General features: G+C 37.5%; 15 protein-coding genes. 5 read left to right on the top strand and 10 right to left on the bottom strand.

Translation table 11 applies throughout. The features are described 5' to 3' along the window. Nucleotides 1-6 precede the first annotated feature (6 nt). Nucleotides 7-2,163, bottom strand: coding sequence for a cation:proton antiporter (locus tag V9G42_03165; GenBank protein ID MEI2758418.1), 2,157 nt, complete (start codon nt 2,161-2,163; stop codon nt 7-9). A gap of 105 nt (nt 2,164-2,268) precedes the next feature. After that, nucleotides 2,269-2,739, bottom strand: coding sequence for a hypothetical protein (locus tag V9G42_03160; GenBank protein ID MEI2758417.1), 471 nt, complete (start codon nt 2,737-2,739; stop codon nt 2,269-2,271). Between the two features lie 297 nt (nt 2,740-3,036). Between V9G42_03160 and V9G42_03155 the strand changes: the two genes are divergently transcribed. Continuing rightward, nucleotides 3,037-5,196 (top strand): S46 family peptidase, encoded by a 2,160-nt coding sequence (locus tag V9G42_03155; protein ID MEI2758416.1) that lies wholly within the window; start codon nt 3,037-3,039, stop codon nt 5,194-5,196. A 76-nt stretch (nt 5,197-5,272) separates the two neighbouring features. On the opposite strand, the gene odhB is transcribed toward V9G42_03155, so the two are convergent. Further along, the gene (gene odhB / locus V9G42_03150) at nt 5,273-6,496 is read right to left on the bottom strand and encodes a 2-oxoglutarate dehydrogenase complex dihydrolipoyllysine-residue succinyltransferase (GenBank protein MEI2758415.1); all 1,224 of its coding nucleotides are present in this window, start codon (nt 6,494-6,496) and stop codon (nt 5,273-5,275) included. A gap of 199 nt (nt 6,497-6,695) precedes the next feature. Between odhB and V9G42_03145 the strand changes: the two genes are divergently transcribed. Together V9G42_03145 and V9G42_03140 are read left to right on the top strand one after the other, a co-directional pair. Then, complete coding sequence (locus tag V9G42_03145) at nt 6,696-7,352, top strand: hypothetical protein (protein ID MEI2758414.1); 657 nt, start codon at nt 6,696-6,698, stop codon at nt 7,350-7,352. Next, nucleotides 7,352-7,786 carry a hotdog fold thioesterase gene (locus V9G42_03140; GenBank protein ID MEI2758413.1) on the top strand — a complete coding sequence of 145 codons (435 nt, stop codon included), beginning with the start codon at nt 7,352-7,354 and terminating at the stop codon, nt 7,784-7,786. The genes V9G42_03145 and V9G42_03140 overlap by 1 nt, the downstream gene beginning before the upstream one ends. A 157-nt stretch (nt 7,787-7,943) precedes the next feature. On the opposite strand, the gene V9G42_03135 is transcribed toward V9G42_03140, so the two are convergent. Then, the gene (locus tag V9G42_03135; GenBank protein ID MEI2758412.1) at nt 7,944-8,486 is read right to left on the bottom strand and encodes a DUF937 domain-containing protein; all 543 of its coding nucleotides are present in this window, start codon (nt 8,484-8,486) and stop codon (nt 7,944-7,946) included. Between the two features lie 168 nt (nt 8,487-8,654). Here V9G42_03135 and V9G42_03130 point away from each other — a divergent pair, with 168 nt between their 5' ends. Beyond that, nucleotides 8,655-9,578: a PfkB family carbohydrate kinase gene (locus V9G42_03130; protein MEI2758411.1), complete on the top strand. Its 924-nt coding sequence runs from the start codon at nt 8,655-8,657 to the stop codon at nt 9,576-9,578. A 75-nt stretch (nt 9,579-9,653) separates the two neighbouring features. Continuing rightward, the gene (locus V9G42_03125; GenBank protein ID MEI2758410.1) at nt 9,654-10,196 is read left to right on the top strand and encodes a CvpA family protein; all 543 of its coding nucleotides are present in this window, start codon (nt 9,654-9,656) and stop codon (nt 10,194-10,196) included. Between the two features lie 18 nt (nt 10,197-10,214). Here the strand turns inward: V9G42_03125 and V9G42_03120 are convergent, their stop codons facing one another. The 6 genes from V9G42_03120 to hemW all read right to left on the bottom strand — a co-directional run bounded on the left by V9G42_03120 (nt 10,215) and on the right by hemW (nt 17,191). After that, nucleotides 10,215-11,774, bottom strand: coding sequence for a transglycosylase SLT domain-containing protein (locus V9G42_03120; GenBank protein MEI2758409.1), 1,560 nt, complete (start codon nt 11,772-11,774; stop codon nt 10,215-10,217). Between the two features lie 147 nt (nt 11,775-11,921). Then, on the bottom strand, nt 11,922-12,992 hold the full coding sequence (locus V9G42_03115; GenBank protein MEI2758408.1) for an MraY family glycosyltransferase: 1,071 nt from the start codon (nt 12,990-12,992) through the stop codon (nt 11,922-11,924). A 108-nt stretch (nt 12,993-13,100) separates the two neighbouring features. Continuing rightward, nucleotides 13,101-14,699 carry a hypothetical protein gene (locus V9G42_03110; protein ID MEI2758407.1) on the bottom strand — a complete coding sequence of 533 codons (1,599 nt, stop codon included), beginning with the start codon at nt 14,697-14,699 and terminating at the stop codon, nt 13,101-13,103. A gap of 10 nt (nt 14,700-14,709) precedes the next feature. Further along, on the bottom strand, nt 14,710-15,294 hold the full coding sequence (locus V9G42_03105; GenBank protein MEI2758406.1) for a DUF502 domain-containing protein: 585 nt from the start codon (nt 15,292-15,294) through the stop codon (nt 14,710-14,712). Nucleotides 15,295-15,305: 11 nt separating this feature from the next. Further along, complete coding sequence (locus V9G42_03100) at nt 15,306-16,058, bottom strand: cyclase family protein (protein MEI2758405.1); 753 nt, start codon at nt 16,056-16,058, stop codon at nt 15,306-15,308. 5 nt (nt 16,059-16,063) lie between these two features. Continuing rightward, nucleotides 16,064-17,191, bottom strand: a complete 1,128-nt coding sequence (gene hemW, locus V9G42_03095; protein ID MEI2758404.1) for a radical SAM family heme chaperone HemW — start codon at nt 17,189-17,191, stop codon at nt 16,064-16,066. Nucleotides 17,192-17,222 lie beyond the last annotated feature (31 nt).

Raw genomic sequence — 17,222 nt, 5'->3', positions numbered from 1 at the left:
TAATCACTACTCCTGATTTTTCTTCTTCAGCATAGAACCAATTTCTTTTCCTATTTTCTGAACCACTTCAATACCTCTGTTTAAGGTTTCTGTTGAAACTTCGCTGTAGTTTTCCAGATTAATATTACCGTCATATTGTTGTGGGTAAATTATCACACGACTGTTGTCGCTAAAATGTTTTTCTATTTTTAAAGGGAGTCCATCCAATATACTCGTATAAGAAGTTGCACCTCGCCTGGCAGAAACAAGTACTATGAAATCATCGGCATGAATATTTCGTGCCAGTACCAGAAAGTCATCCCAGTCGTTAAACAAACTAACATTTAGTGATGCAGACAACTTCTGTTTGTTAAGAAACTTCTTCATTGACTTTTCAGTAGCTTCATTACAATGGGCATGTATCGGAATACTGAGTTCATGCGCCAATTTTGCGAATTTAGTAAGCCATAAACCAAACCCGTTTTCATGCTCTGCAAGAGGTGGCACAGCAAGTACTATTCGCTTATGAAGTTCAAGAGGTTTTTCAAGAAAGCAAATTAAAGTTGTCTTATCAGTATTGTTTAAAATACTTTCAATTTTCACACCAAAAAGTTTATCAAGAAACCCTGAACGCTGTGGCCATCCTAAAACAATGATGTCGGCCATTATCTCTCTTGAGCAACGCGTAATTCCACTTGCTGCATTGTGGTCAATTGTAGTAATTACATTAACCTTTGTTTCTGTTCCTGATGCTTGTCTAACAAAACCTTCTAATTTACTTTTTGCTTTCAAAATATTTTTTTCGGCCTCGCTATTGTCAGAAACTACTGAAAGTACTGACACCGGGTTAACAGATTTTTTATCCTTTATTAAAATTGCAAAGTCCAACAACCTTTCCATTTTGCCTACGTTGGCAACAGGAATCAAAATATGTTCGTTTGAGGCACTATTGTTTTTAAAAAGATCACTACTGTCGTCTTCTGTTTCTACTATAATTTTTTTTGCGGCTCGTTCTGTTGCAAATGAAGCAATGATACATGTAATCAAAATAAGGATAATTGTACCATTAAGAATATTCTCATCAAGAATGCCTGCTTTATACCCCACTAAAATAACAGCAAGTGTAGCAGCTGCATGTGCATTGCTAAGGCCAAAAATAAGCTGTCGCTGCGATGATGAAAATTTAAAAATAACTTGTGTCAGAAAAGCTGCAAGCCACTTGCCGGTTACCGCAACAATTGTCAATGTAGCTGCAATGATGAGTGCAGTAGGGCCATTCATGATAACGCTTACATCAACCAGCATACCTACACTGATCAGGAAAAATGGAATAAACAAAGAGTTTCCAATAAACTCTATTCTGTTCATCAGTGCTGATGAGTGGGGGATCAGTTTATTCAATGCCAAACCTGCAACGAAGGCTCCTATTATCGGTTCAACGCCTGCAACCTCTGCAAGAAAGGCTGCAAAAAACACTACAGATAGTACAAAAATATAATGTGAGTGTTTTTCACTTTCCAGTTTTCTGAAAAACCATTTGGCAATACGAGGTACAACAATAAACATAATTGCAGAAAAAATAATCAGCGATGCACCTAAACGAATCCAGAATTCCTGATTTAAATTACCCTGACTATTGCCCATGATAACTGCCAGAATAATCAGTACAGCAGTGTCTGTTAAAATGGTTCCACCAACAGTAATGGCAACAGCCTGATTTTTTGATACACCAAACTTGCTGACAATGGGATAGGCCACAAGTGTATGTGTTGCAAACATACTTGCAGTCAGAAAGCTTGCATTAAAATCATAATTCAAAAAATAATGACAAACAGGAAAGCCAATACCCAAAGGGATGATAAAGGTAAAAAAACCAAACACCAAACTTTTGTTGCGGTGTGATTTAAATTCATTCAGGTCAAGCTCCAGGCCTGCTATAAACATAATATACAGCAAACCTATTGTTGAAAACAGATTGATGGCTGAATTTTTTTCGAGAATGTATAAACCATGTGGCCCGATAATTACTCCTGCAATGATGAGTCCGATGATACCGGGAATATTCAATCGTCTCAGCAAAATAGGAGAAAGCAGTATGATAAATAAAATCAAAGAAAAAATCAGTACCGGATTGGTAAGTGGTCGCTCAATTTCGTGAAGTAGTTGATTAAAAAACTCTGTCATTTATGTTATTATCCAATTATTTATAATTTCTTGACTATTCACTTAGTAAAACCGGCAACATTACCGAATTACAAGTAAATAAAAAACAATACTTACATTCTGTACTTACTGAAAGTATTTTTCAAAATCAACATAAGAAGCCCTAAGTTGTTCCACCAACTTTTTTGCTTGTGTTGTATCTTTTGTGCTCTCAAGGTCTGATATTATATCTAAATGTGGATGTAGCCACTTATGTAACTCCTCATGACTTTTTCCCTCCATTGTACAACTTTCAATCAACTTATTATCTTGCTCACTGAGTGCTGCAGCTAAGCCGGTATAGTCACTATCTTCATTCCGTATATATTCATTCAATATTTTTTTGCCTTCCTCAACAAAAGGCTTCATCTCTTCATTGACCTTCCACTTCTGACCATTATCCAGTTCTATAGTTTCATCGGGGTCGTACTGTACAGGCTCATCATTTACAGCCTTGCTCACTTTCTCTACACTTGAGTTATTACTTTGCTTTGTTCCACAACATGATAAAACAAACATTCCTGCACTTGCAATAAAAAATATTTTTAGATTATTCATATAACCGGGATTTTACTTTTTCTTTTGTTGTCAAATTTAATCAATCAAATCCAAATAAATAACTCAGATGTTACTTTATTAAGTTTTACGTCTGCCTTTTTCAACATGATAAAATTACGAATAAACGATTCGTGGCTTTTGAAAAAAATCATCGGCTTTTGTCAAAATTTGATTGTTAAAATATCGGCATAAAACAGAATAAACTTGTGAACGGATTTTATTCCTCTGTCATTAACAAGTTTTTAACTATTATAAGAATAAAAATACAGATATTCGCCACATAAAATCTTTTAAATTATGAATTATAAATTACGACTGTTTTTTACGGCTTGTGCGCTGTTTTTTACTACATTGTTACGTGCCGATGAAGGCATGTGGCTGCTGTCAACATTAAAACAACTTAATGAGGCAGACATGCAAAAGATGGGCTTTAAGCTCACGGCTGATGATATTTATAACATCAACAAATCTTCAATGAAAGACGGAATCATTCACTTTGGTGGTGGTTGTACAGGCGAAATTGTCTCTCCCGATGGATTAATACTTACCAACCATCACTGCGGACTTGACTACATTCAATCACTGAGTAGTTTGGATCATGATTATTTGACGAATGGCTTTTGGGCAACTGCCCGCGATAAAGAACTTCCTGCTCCAGGACTTTCTGTAAAGTTCCTTATCCGCATGGAAGATGTTACTCAAAAAGTAAAAGCCGAACTCAGTGACACCCTTTCCGAAGCAGATTTGCAAGCTAAATTGCCCGGAATATTTTCTAAACTGACTAAAGAAGCAACTGCAGATAATGCGTTTTATACTGCAGATGTTCGTGCTATGTATGGTGGCAATGAATATTATTTATTCGTTTACGAAAAATATGAAGATGTACGTTTGGTTGGAACTCCTCCCATGAGCATTGGAAACTTTGGTGGCGACACCGATAACTGGATGTGGCCACGTCAGACAGGTGATTTTTCTATGTTTCGTATTTACACCTCACCCGATGGAAAACCGGCTAAGTTTGCTAAAGAAAATATTCCACTAAAATCTAAATACTATTTTCCTGTAAGTATTAAAGGAGTTAAAGAAGGTGATTTTGCAATGATTATGGGCTATCCGGGAAGAACCGATCGTTATGCTACATCATACAGCATTGAAAATGGTCTTGATATTACAAGTCCATCATTAGTGAAACTTCGCACCAAAAGATTAGATGTCATCAACAATGCTATGGCAGATAATGATGCCATAAGAATTAAATATCAGGCAAAACGCAATCAGGTAAGTAACTACTGGAAATATTTTATCGGTCAGCAGAAGCAGTTAAAAAGAATGAAAGTTGTTGAGCAAAAACGCAACCTCGAAAATCAATTCACTACATGGGTTAACGCTGATAAAAAAAGAAGATTGCACTATGGATTTGTAATGGGTAACCTACAACAATCATATGACAACGCAAGAAAATATGCTAAACTTCGTGTTTACACTTCAGAGGCATTAATGGGAACAGAAATTTTGCGTTATGCGTTTTCGTTTTCTGCTTTAGACAAAGCACTTAACGAAAAAGAACCTAATACAGATGACATAAAAGCAAAAGCAGCAATGCTTAAATCAAGAGTTGATGATTATTTTGAAGAGTATGATGCCGGTGTTGACCAAAAAGTTTTTGCTGTTTTGGTTAAAGCGTTTGCCAATGATATTGCAAAAGATCAGCAGGCGTCCATCTTTGCAGAAATGGCAAAAAAATACAAAGACGATTACAATAAAATGGCAGCTGCAGTTTTTGCAAAGAGTATTTTTTCAGATAAAACCAAGGTGCTTGCTTTCTTAGAAAATCCTTCGGCAAAGAAACTTAAAAACGATCCTGCATTTAAACTCATAAGTACACAATTGAACTTTTATGATGACAACTTCCGTGCTCCTATTCGTACCATTGATTTGGCATTGGCTGCCAACAACAGGTTATATATTGAAGGTTTGCGTGAAATGATGCCTGAGAAAAAATTATATCCCGATGCCAACAGTACCATGCGTTTAAGTTATGGCTCTGTGCGCGCTTACGATCCTGCCGATGCTGTTAAGTACAGTTATTTTACAACCATAGAAGGTGTGATGCAAAAAATGGATAACAGCAATACAGAGTTTAAAGTTCCTGAAAAGATAGTTGAACTGTACAACAAAAAAGATTATGGTCGCTATGGCAGCAACGGAACATTAAATACCTGTTTTCTTACAAACAACGACATTACAGGTGGCAACAGCGGAAGTCCTGTTATCAATGGCAATGGCGAAATCATCGGACTTGCATTCGATGGCAACTGGGAGGCTATGAGCGGTGATATTAAATATGATGAAGAATACAAACGCACCATCTGTGTGGATATCAGATATGTGTTGTTTTGTATTGACAAATTTGGTGGAGCCAAACACATTGTTGACGAAATGAAAGTTGTTGAATAAATACAACACAAAATAAAATAGCAGAGGCTGCCTTATTCAGGCAGCCTCTTTTTGTTTATTGGTAAAAGAAAAGTGGTTACAAATGTAGTAATACTTTAATTGGGTCATTGCCTTCAAACAACATTTTTACAGGTTCTTCAAGCATCTGCTTAACTTTTACTAAAAATCCAACAGACTCTCTGCCATCAATAATTCTATGATCGTACGATAATGCAACATACATAACAGGCCGAATAACTATTTCTCCATTCACTGCAACAGGACGTTCAACAATGTTATGCATTCCTAAAATTGCACTCTGTGGTGGATTAATAATCGGTGTTGACAGCATAGAGCCAAACACACCACCATTAGTTATGGTAAAAGTTCCTCCCGTCATTTCATCAATAGTCAGTTTACTGTCGCGGGCTTTGGTGGCCAGGTCTATCACCTGTTGTTCTATTTGTGCAAGTGACAATGTTTCTGCACTGCGAATAATCGGAACCATCAACCCTTTGGGTGCACTCACTGCAATGCCTACATCACAATAGTTGTGATATAAAATTTCTTCACCGTCAATTTGTGCATTCACTGCCGGAAAAGACTTTAACGCTTCACAAACAGCTTTTGTAAAAAAAGACATAAAGCCTAACCCTACACCATGCTTTTCTTTAAAAACATCTTTGTATTGTTTTCTGATGTTCATAATAGCGCTCATATCAACTTCGTTAAAAGTTGTAAGCATTGCTGTCTCTTGTTTTACGGCAACCAGGCGCTGCGAAAGTTTTGTACGCAACATTGTCATTTTTTCTCTTCGTTGCTCTCGTGACTGTGGTACTGTTTGTACCGCAGCAGGTGTTTGTAATGTTTGTAACACATCACCTTTTGTAATACGTCCACCTTTGCCCGTTGCCTGCACATTTTCACTTTTTAAATTATTTTCTTTCATCATCTTAGCTGCAGCAACAGACGGAGTACCTGAAGCATATCCTTCTGACTTAGCAGCTACAGCAGGTTTTACTTCTTTTGGTTTATCTTCCTTAGGCTTTTCTTCTTTACTAACTTTTGCATTTGTAACAGGTTTTGCATCTGTGTCTATGGTACAAACAATAGAGCCAACAGCAATATTCTCTCCTTCGCCAACAAGTGTTTTCAAAACACCATCTGCTTCCGCTACCAGTGATAGTGTTGCCTTATCCGAATCAATCTCTGCAATCTCTTCATCACGCTCAACATAATCGCCATCTTTTTTTATCCAACGTGCTATCTGCACTTCTGTAATACTCTCACCCGGGCTCGGAACTTTAATTTCTACTTTCATTGTTTAATATTTAATTTTCGTTGCTTTTTCATTCTGCAAAAATTATTCATTGCTTGCAAAGTTATAAAAGTTAAACATACTTTTACTTTCTTACTCACTGACCTCCGTCAGTTTTGTAATTCATTTAAAATTGTTAGTAAGCAAATTAATTATTCCTAAATTAAACTGTGTCCCTTTATATTTTTGTTCTGTCGGTACAATGTCTTCAAAAAAAATAAAATATGTGCTAATCACAATTGTTGCACTGCTTTCATGCAGTGTCAATGTGCATGCTCAACTGCGCGACACGCTTACTTATTTATTTCAACAAAAACCCAAACCGTTTTTTCAGTTAGATGGATATAACTCTTTTGTTCGCAGTCGTGGTGCCAATGCCATTGGTTTTAAAACAGGGTTGGATTTTGGCAAGCGTGTAAAATTCAGTATGGGTTATATGAAACTATTTACCGATGTAGTGGACAGCTTGCAGATAAAACCAAATAAATTCTATCGTGGCGAAGTCCGCAGCAACTATTTTACTACAGGCATTGAATATGTTATTTACAGGAACGACCCATGGCAAATAAATGTCCCGATGCACTTTGGCTTTGGCACAAGCTACTACGAATATCCCGATGGAATAAAAGCCAATAACAAAGCCAGACAAGGAAACATTATTTTATTTGAACCTGCCATAACAGGACACTATAAAGTCATCCGTTGGGTGGGCGTGGGTTTTGGCGTGGGCTATCGTATAATGCTTAAAAATAACAAACAACTCACCGATAACTTATCGTCACCACTCTACATTCTGCGCCTTAAAATTTTTGTAGATGAAATTTATCGCACAGTTTTTCCATCTAAAAAAAGCAAATAATGAATTCTATTTTTGGCAACTATACATTGCAAGATGTAAAAAAATTAGAAAGCAATACCATGCTTGGTTACCTAGGCATCGAAATAACTTCCATTGACAACAATGTTGTTAAAGGAAAAATGTCTGTTGACCACCGTACTTGTCAACCCATGGGTATATTACATGGAGGTGCCTCTTGCGCACTTGCAGAATCGTTGGCAAGCATTGGTGCATTTCTAACATTAAAAGACAACACATACGTTGCTGTTGGCATGGAAATCAATGCCAACCACGTGCGACCCGTAAAAGAAGGCTTCGTTTACGGCACTGCAAAACCCTTTCATCTTGGAAAAAAAACACAGGTCTGGACAATAGAAATTCTAAACGAAAAAAATCAACCCGTTTGCATCAGCAGAATGACCATTGCCGTTGGACGCTTGCATTTATCGGTTTGAGTATAGAAACTTAAAATGTATTAAAGTTAGAAAGTTCGATTTAAGAATTGTTGCGCTGAAGCTTTAAAAGTTTAGAATTAAAAATCCCTTCAGCAAAATCAATTTGATAGAACTGAAGGGATTTTTTATGAATTTTGATACTGAGATATTTATTTTCCTATTTCTTAAAAATATCCATCAGTCCACCTAGTGCAGCGTTTTTATCTCCGCCCATCACAGAACCAAGTACATTGCCTATTCCGCCTCCGCCATTATTACCTGTCACAGAACCCAATATACTCGATAAATCCATACCTTGTGTTTTCCCATTACTAAGATGATTAAAAATACCATTCAGATCAAAACTCTTATCGTTTGGATCATTCGTTTTCGAAATCAACTTACTTAGCACAACAGGAATAAGTGACGACACTATAGAACCTGCGCTGTTGCCTGACAAACCAAATTTTTCCATCATCCCCTGTGACACCTGCGATGAAATTGCATTCGTAACCCCTGCAGTTGCTGCATTATTTTGTCCACCTAATAGTTGCGCAACCTCACTAATATTGCCCGATGCCAATTGCGATTTCAATCCACTAATAATTCCTTCCGTAGCCTGATTAATGGCTGCATCGTTTTGTTCGTTCGGTATTGCCTGATTGTTGATGATAGCCTCTCCGGCATTTTCTTTTACCAGATTAAATAATTGTTCTAACATGATTTTTATATTTTAAAAGATTAAGGCTTAAAGATAGATATATCTGTTTATTTTTTTAATGAAGATTTTCAGTTGCTGTAATTTCATGGCTGCAAAACCTGATTAAAGAACAAAATCTCAAAAACGAATAATAGTATTAGCTTTGCGCAAAATTTTCAAACTCATATCATGTCATTACTTGTTGTTGGAACAGTTGCCTTCGATGCAATAGAAACGCCTTTTGGAAAAACAGATAAAATTATTGGTGGTGCTGCCACCTATGCCTCACTTGCAGCATCCTACTTTGCCCCTAAAATAAATCTTGTTGGTGTTGTTGGCGATGACTTTCCCCAAAGCACCATTCAGGATTTCAACAACCACAACATCCGCACAGAAGGTCTGCAGATTATTGAGGGTGAAAAATCTTTCTTTTGGAGTGGCCGTTATCATACAGACATGAACAGCCGTGACACGTTAGACACCCAACTCAACGTCCTTGCCAACTTCGACCCCATTATACCCGAAAGCTATCAGGACTGCGAATTCCTTATGCTTGGCAACCTTATGCCTAAAATTCAGTTGCAGGTAATAGAGCGTTTGCACAAACGTCCAAAACTTATTGTCATGGACACCATGAACTTTTGGATGGATATGGCAATGGACGATTTGCTAAAGAACATTTCAATGATAGATGTGCTCACCATCAACGATGCCGAAGCACGACAACTCACCAACGAATATTCCTTGGTAAAAGCTGCTAAGAAGATTTTAACCATGGGTCCAAAATATCTTATCATTAAAAAGGGCGAACATGGTGCCCTTCTCTTTCACAACAACGAAGTATTTTTTGCTCCTGCACTTCCATTAGAAGATGTGTTTGACCCCACTGGCGCAGGTGATACTTTTGCGGGGGGCTTCATTGGCTATCTTGCCAAAACACGCGACATCTCTTTCAGCAGTATGAAGCGTGCCATCATCTACGGTTCTGCAATGGCTTCTTTTTGCGTAGAAAAATTCGGTACAGAAAGAATAATGAATTTAGATAGTGATGAACTCAACGAACGCATTCAGGAATTTATTGAATTGGTTCAGTTTGATATTACCTTGGTTTAATCAACACCTTTCAACAATTTATTGTTTGGTATTTTCTGCTGATGCTGTATATAGTTTACAGCGGCATCGCTTACTTTGAGCGTACTATTCGATAGCATGAATATTCTTGATTTGTTTTTAGCAGTGCCATTACTCTGGGGTGCATATAAAGGTTTCACGCGCGGCATTATTTATGAGATTGCCATGATTCTTGGACTCATTGCAGGACTTTATGTTGCTTTCAAATTTTCGGGGTTGGTACAAGGCTGGATATTTCAACTGGTAAACAAAGACAGCGCCCTGCCTGCTTGGGTAGGCTTCTTTATTGTGACTGGAATAATTATGGCCGTGTTTATTCTTTATGCCCGCTTGCTCGAAGGTATTCTCAAAGCAGGTGACCTTAATCTTTTCAATAAAATTATAGGAGGAGTTTTTGGCTTACTGAAATATGCTTTGGTGTTGAGCGTATTCCTATGGCTACTCAAATCACTTGAACCACATCTCAACTTTATCAATACGCAGACTAAAAAAGAATCTAAACTCTACGAACCTGTCCTAAAAACATCAACTTTTCTGACTCCTGCGCTACAGGATATTAAAAACGAATTTCGTCAGCACATTGAAAATGCTAATCATTAATAATACACTAAAACAAAATTAACCTGCCGTAGGAATTTTTAATTTACTTCCAACTTTCAGTGTTGATTGTGGCGTAAAATTATTTACCTCTTTGAGTAGTTCAACAGTAATACCATCATAGCGCTTTGCAATGTTCCAAAGTGTGTCACCCGGCTGAACTAAGTGGATAATATATTTTGATGCAGCACTTTGTGCCTGGCTTACTTGCGTTGTTTTGTTCTCAGTAGTAACCGCATCTGTTTCTGTTTGAGATGCAGAATCTGCCTTAACTGTGTTATTTTCATTTACCGAGTCTGCTTTATCATTAGCAGCAGTTGAAGTGGTATTCTCAACTGGTGTAGATTTTTGCTTTATAGTTGCATAAACAACCAGTTTCTGTCCTGCCTTAATATAGTTTGACCTTAAACCATTCCATTTCTTTACCTGCTTTGCAGAGCAATCATTTCTTCTGGCAAAAGTGTATAAATTTTCCCCCTTACGAACTTTTACATGTTGTTTCACCTGCACATAGCCAACATCATCGGCTATAGCAAATGATGATGGTTGCAACTCTGTGCCGCTAGCAGCATAAAGACTCTCTTCGTTTGCTAAATACATGCTTATCTTTTCTGTTGGAAGATAAAGTCTGTTGCCCTCACCGGGAATCATATTGCGTTTATAAATTGGATTTAAAAATGCAATCACATCATAAGGTATGTTTAGTGTTTGACTTAACTGACGAAACGAGATTTTATTTTTCACACCAACCGTATCAACATTAAAATAGGTGAATGTAGGTGCTATGGGAGTAATGTTATATTCATTGGCATAATACATTACATAGGTAGCACCAATAAAAGCAGGAACATAACCTCTGGTTTCTGCCGGAAGAAAACGACTGATCTCCCAAAAGTTTTTGCTACCACCTGCACGTGCTATGGCACGGTTAACATTACCCGGTCCACAGTTGTAAGATGCTATTACCAGCAACCAATCGCCATAAATAGCATACATATCCTGAAAATAGCGGCATGCAGCATCGGTTGCCAAACGCACATCTCTTCGTTCATCAATATAAGAGTTAATGTTCAGCCCATACATTTTTCCGGTGTTAAACATAAACTGCCATATACCTGTTGCACCTGCTGACGATACTGCTGTTGGGTTTAGTGCCGATTCAACAATTGCCAGATATTTTAATTCAACAGGAAGATTGTACTTGTCAAGCATTTGTTCAAAATACGGAAAGTATAATCGGGACAAACCAAGTACCCGTGATGTCAACTGTGCCCGTTGTGAAGCATAAAGCTTTATATAATTTTTTACCTGATAATTGTAGGTTAAAGGTATGGGTGTCGAAATTTTTGAAATCCTTTCCTGAATAAAAGCATCAGAAAGTACGGCATCGTTTTCACTAAAAACAGGAGGCTGCTGAAAGTTTGTTTCGCTCAGTCGCACAACGTTACGAATAGACACTAAGCTGTCGAGCATGGCAGCAATAGGATCACCGGAATTGGGTTGTGTGTTATCAACTACCTGTGCATTACCTATGAACGGCAATAAAAGAGCAATGGAGTAAACCAGTTTTTTTAGTCGCATGATAATTAATTTAGCAGGCAGAGAGTCCGGAAAATTGCCTGTTATTCAAGTTCGGACGAAAATAAAAAAAATGTTTACTTTTTGGGGAAATGCTTACATAATTATATCAATTTTTCATGTAAGTGAGGCAAATATGGTATCAACGCCCTACTTGGTCGAACTCGGAAATGTTCTGGTACGACCAGTCTGATATTTTAAATAGTAGGGTACTAAGCTCAGAATCAAGGCTAAGGCTGATATAATAAATAACAATGCCATTGCACCAAAGCTGCGTAAGGCCAATGCCACAAGTATAAAGCCAATGTTTACCAAGTAAAGTGTAATAGAAACTTCTCGGTGATTTAATCCCATATCGAGCAACAAGTGGTGTATATGCAGTCTGTCGGCTTGAAACGGTGAACGCTTGTTTAATATCCTTACAATAAATACCCTGAGCAAATCAAATAAAGGCAACACCAAAATAGCAACTGCCATAGCCGGGCTACTCTGAAATGGGAAATTTGCAGGACGTGGAGCAAAACTCATTTCTATAAATTTAATTGTGAGGATAGACAAAATCAAACCTATGATTAATGAACCTGTATCGCCCATAAAAATATTGGCAGGAGAAAAATTATATACCAAAAAGGCCAATAGCGAACTGAATAGAGAAAACGACAGAATACAAAGGGCTATCTCATTATAATTGTAGAAATAAATGCCATAGGTAAATGCGGCAATAGCGCCAATACCGGCAGCCAGTCCGTCAACACCATCAATTAGGTTAAAAGCATTGATGATGAGCAGAATGGTAAACATCGAAAACAAAAGACTGAACCAGTATGGCACCTGATCTATTCCAAAAATACCATAAAGACCGGTTATGCGAATGTTGGCAAACAATACAATAATGACAGCAGCAACAATCTGTCCGTAAAGTTTTTTCATAGCAGGCAACTCCACAATATCGTCTTTTATTCCAATAAAAAACATGACTATTAATGCTGCAATAATGTACTGAGTATCCTGAAGGTTAAATCCTGCTGACCAGAATGTGAATGCAAAAACTACTCCGGCAAAAATGGCTAACCCTCCCAAAGTAGGAACGCTTGCCCTATGCACTTTTCGCCCACCAGGTTCATCAAAAAGGTTTTTAATTACGGCAACCTTTATGATTGACGGTATGGCAAGGAAGGTAATAATAAAAGCGGTAATACAACTAAAAGCAATATTAATCATGGTGCGTAATCTGTTTGGCTCAAATGTATCGGTGTTAAATCAGTACAAAAGTATTATTTTGTCAATAGATACTTTTTTCAGGTAAAACCCTCTTAATTATTGGTGTAATTAAAAATCATGATAGCGGTTAAAAAGTGCTGTCCTGATACTTGCATAAACCCAGTTTGTGGTAGCTACTTCTCCGGACGTTGTCATTCTCCGATAGGTATAACCCAATTCGAAGCACAAATTGGTACGTGGGTTAATTACATATCCTGCTCTGATGTCGCTATAAATCAGGCTATGACGTTGCCCCTGAAGCATTCTGTTGCCGTAAGCAAAAGTGTAGGTCTCATAATTCTTAAAAATGTCATTCCCCAGATTTGAATTTCCTGTATCGCTTGCAGTTTCAGCATAGTTAAACTGAAAACGGAAAATATAATTTTTATACCTGTAGTTAATCAAAGATACCGACTCAATGAAGTTTGATCCTAAAGGATGTGCCAGCGACTGATTGAAATGCGCATAGTTTGTAAACGTTGTCCGGTGCGAATAAGTAAACGGCCTTACGTAGTTAAACTCCGTTAGCACATCAAGATTTTTAATTGGTAAATCGTAACTCTTTAATCCCAGCTGAAAAGCTTGTTTATTAGCAAACCATCCATTGCCATCTCTTATTTCCGATAGTTTAAACTCATCCAACATCAACTGACCATAAAACACCAGTTTGGAAAATAGCTTTACTTTCAAATTAAAACCCAGCATCATATTATCGGGAGAGCCTATTGAAAACTCCACAGGACGGATAAATACAAAAGGATTCATGTAGTTAATATCAAAACCTTGCCCACGTGCCGAGTCGCCCGACCAAACAACACTTTCTAAAATTCCGATTGAGGCATGTTTACCAATGTTAAGATCGAGATAATGAAATGATGCATATTTTTTTTTGAAAGCAATATCATTAGGTGCTGGAAACTGAAGGTCTGTGAGTACGGTAAACAGATTTACATACTTAACCTTCCATGCCGTAGTGGATATTTTCAGAAACGGATAGCTGTTGGCATTATCAGATAAAAGCAGTGAGCGATAACCATCACCAATAAAATTTTTATCGTGACCAAACTGCACATTAAAATGTCTGTTAATAGTATATGAAATAGTTCCTGTAACGTTGGAATAATCATAGCTGCCATACTGTTTTTTTATACGCCCCTCACCGGGAATAATGTTGAATCGTGTAACAAAAGTATCAATGTAAGCAGGAAACCTTGCCTGATTTTCGAAAAATGTGGTGGAGAAAGAAAACCTCTTTCCTGCAGTTCCGCCAAGCCAGAATCCTCTTGAATTGGTAAACAATGTTTCTGCTTCTGGCAGGTCTTTTCCCAGACGACCTTCAAAAATAAAATCGGCATGAATCAGAAAATCATCATCCTTGATTTGTACTAAATGTTCTTTAAAAATTTTTCGCCCGACCAGGGTTTTTGAAAAACGATTAATCGGGAAGTTAGCGGTATCAATAGAATCAATGTTTGCAACCGCAATAATTTCATCATGGCGATAAGGCTTAATTGATGTATGTACTTTATTACTCTTTGTTGTTTGAAGAAATGGTTCATATCGTAGGTTCCATTCTCTGTTTATCGGAATAAAATAATCCTGAGCACAAACACCTGCCCACATTACAACTAACATTATGGTAAATAATGCAAACCGAAAAATATTCATAGCTCTTTGTTTAATCTACTTCTGTTACACCTCCTGAAATTACAAACTTCATCATCTCTGTGCCTGATGCATCAATCTTCTCTACATTCTCTGCAGGCACTATCAACAACTGTCCGTTAAAACCATAAGAGAAAGGAAGATAAACAGCCATTTTATGACTGCTTATGCCAAGCACCGATAAATCTTTTTGTGTGATGAATCCAATGCGCTGTACACCCGACTCTTTATTTACCGTTACCAACACAGGCTGGTTAAACCGCTTTTTCTCTCCCACAAACGCTTCAATCAGATCTTTTACTGAAGTGTAAATAATTTTTAACAACGGAGTACGCTCAAGGATACGTTCAAGCAAAACAAAGAACGGATTGGCAACAAAAAATTTTGCCAGATAGCCAAAGGCAGTAACCGCAATAACAATAGTAAGAATTCCCAGACCGGGAATACTCACTTCGCCAATGCCGGGCAACTTGACCGGAATCTGAAACGGCAGCAGGTTGTCAATCCAGGTAATGATTTTATAAATTACAAAAATGGTAACAGCAATAGGTATAACAACCAACAATCCCTGAAAGAAATAATTAAGTAGTTTTTTCATTTCAACACATTTTATTTTTTAGTCAATTGAAACAATAGTGGTTTGGAAGGGCTTGCATCATTCTCCAATGCAGTAATCTGAATATTGAGCAAATATAGTCCATCAGCAATATGGTCGGGCACAAAAATCATTTCCGAAATAGTACAATCATAACGAATCTCTTTTGCCGTATTCCAAAATGCATTGTGGGCAAGTAGTTTTCCTCCGTCCTGCTCGCGGTCAACAGAGGGCAGGTCAAGTAGCAGGTGCTTGATGTTTTGTTCTGCCATCCACGCTGCTGCCTCATGATGCAGGTAAGGCGGATTGGTATTTGAATATTGTCTGCTTTGCTTACTGTTGTCATTAGGCAATGTACGAATGACTAATGCCTCGGCACCACAGTTGTTCCAAGCCTGTACTATATCTTCCTTAGTGATAATCATATCACCATCAGAAATTATCGGAAGCACAGTAACCAGCTTTGCAGGAAAGAAAAATTGTTTTAAAACGCTATTTAACGAAACCCATTCCTTAGTGATGTGACCTACACACTCTGTATGTGTGCCATGTGCATGTGGATTAAAAAACACATTTCTGAAATTTACTGCCGCGCCCTGTGCAACTTCGCCTACCCAACTATCCATGCGAACAGGAACAATTTCCGGTGGAGGAGCATACCATGCATTAACATTATCATTGCCCGGGTGCAATGAAATAGAAATATCTATGGGCTCATTTAGCTTTGCAGTATATTCTTCGTCACCGATTTTTAAATGCGTAATCATTTCTCTTATCTATTTTCCATTGCAAACAATTTGCTGATTAACTGATCGGCTTTGTACCAATGCTGAAAGGGTATAAATATACGAGAACCGTCATGAACTAAAAATTTCTGACTAATCAGCTCATTCATTTCCGTCAGTAAATCCGCTTTGTACATTACAGGCACCAATTCGTCCCATAGCTTTCTATTAATACCTATGGCAGTTCTCAGGCCTGTCATCACAAATTCATTGTATCTGTCGGCTTCTGTCAGCATCTCACTTTCAAAAGGAATGACTCCTTTATTCACTGATTTTATATAAGCTGTGTTGTTGCTGATATTCCATTTACGTGTTTTTCCATTAAAACTATGTGCTGATGGACCAAGACCTAAATATACCTCACTTTTCCAATAACTGCTGTTGTGAATTGCAACGTGTCCGGTACTTGCGTAGTTCGATATTTCATAGTGATGATATCCCGCATTACTTAACTGCTGATGCGCCAATAAAAACTGCTCTTCTGATATAACATCATCTAACTCTCTGATTTTTTTCTTCGCAACCTGATGATGATAAACCGTTCTTTCCTCAAGTGTTAAACTATATGCAGAAATATGTTGTGGTCTTAAACCAATCATCTTCTGTAACTGCTTTTGCCATTCATCTGTTGACATTTCAGGTAATGCAAAAATCAAATCGGCACTTACGTTAAATCCCATTTGCATTGCATTTTCAATAGCTGTAACTGCCTGTTGTGCATTATGACTTCTGTTCATCCATTGCAGACGATGCTCTTCAAACGACTGCACACCAACACTCAGTCTGTTAACAGCTGTTTTCTGCAACTCTTTTAAATAGGCTGTTGTCAGATTATCGGGGTTAGCCTCTAAAGTAATTTCTTTAACATCAAGTTTAAATACACTGTTCAACTTTTCAATGATGCAGTCAATCTCCACTCCTGTGAGTAATGAGGGTGTTCCTCCACCGAAATATATTGTAGTAACAGGTTCATCAATATAACCTGCTTGCAGCACTATCTCACGTAACAAGGCTTCTACAAAAGCACTTTTGTTCTTTATCTGAGTCGAAAAATGAAAGTCGCAGTAGGTACAAGCCTTTCTGCAAAACGGAATATGGATATAAACACCTGCCATTTGAAAAGTATGACAAAAGTAGCATAAACAT

The organism is Bacteroidia bacterium, assembly GCA_037045145.1.
Taxonomy (GTDB): domain Bacteria; phylum Bacteroidota; class Bacteroidia; order AKYH767-A; family OLB10; genus OLB10.
Note: the sequence above shows the minus strand (reverse complement) of the source record. Positions and strands in the feature narration are given on the sequence as shown.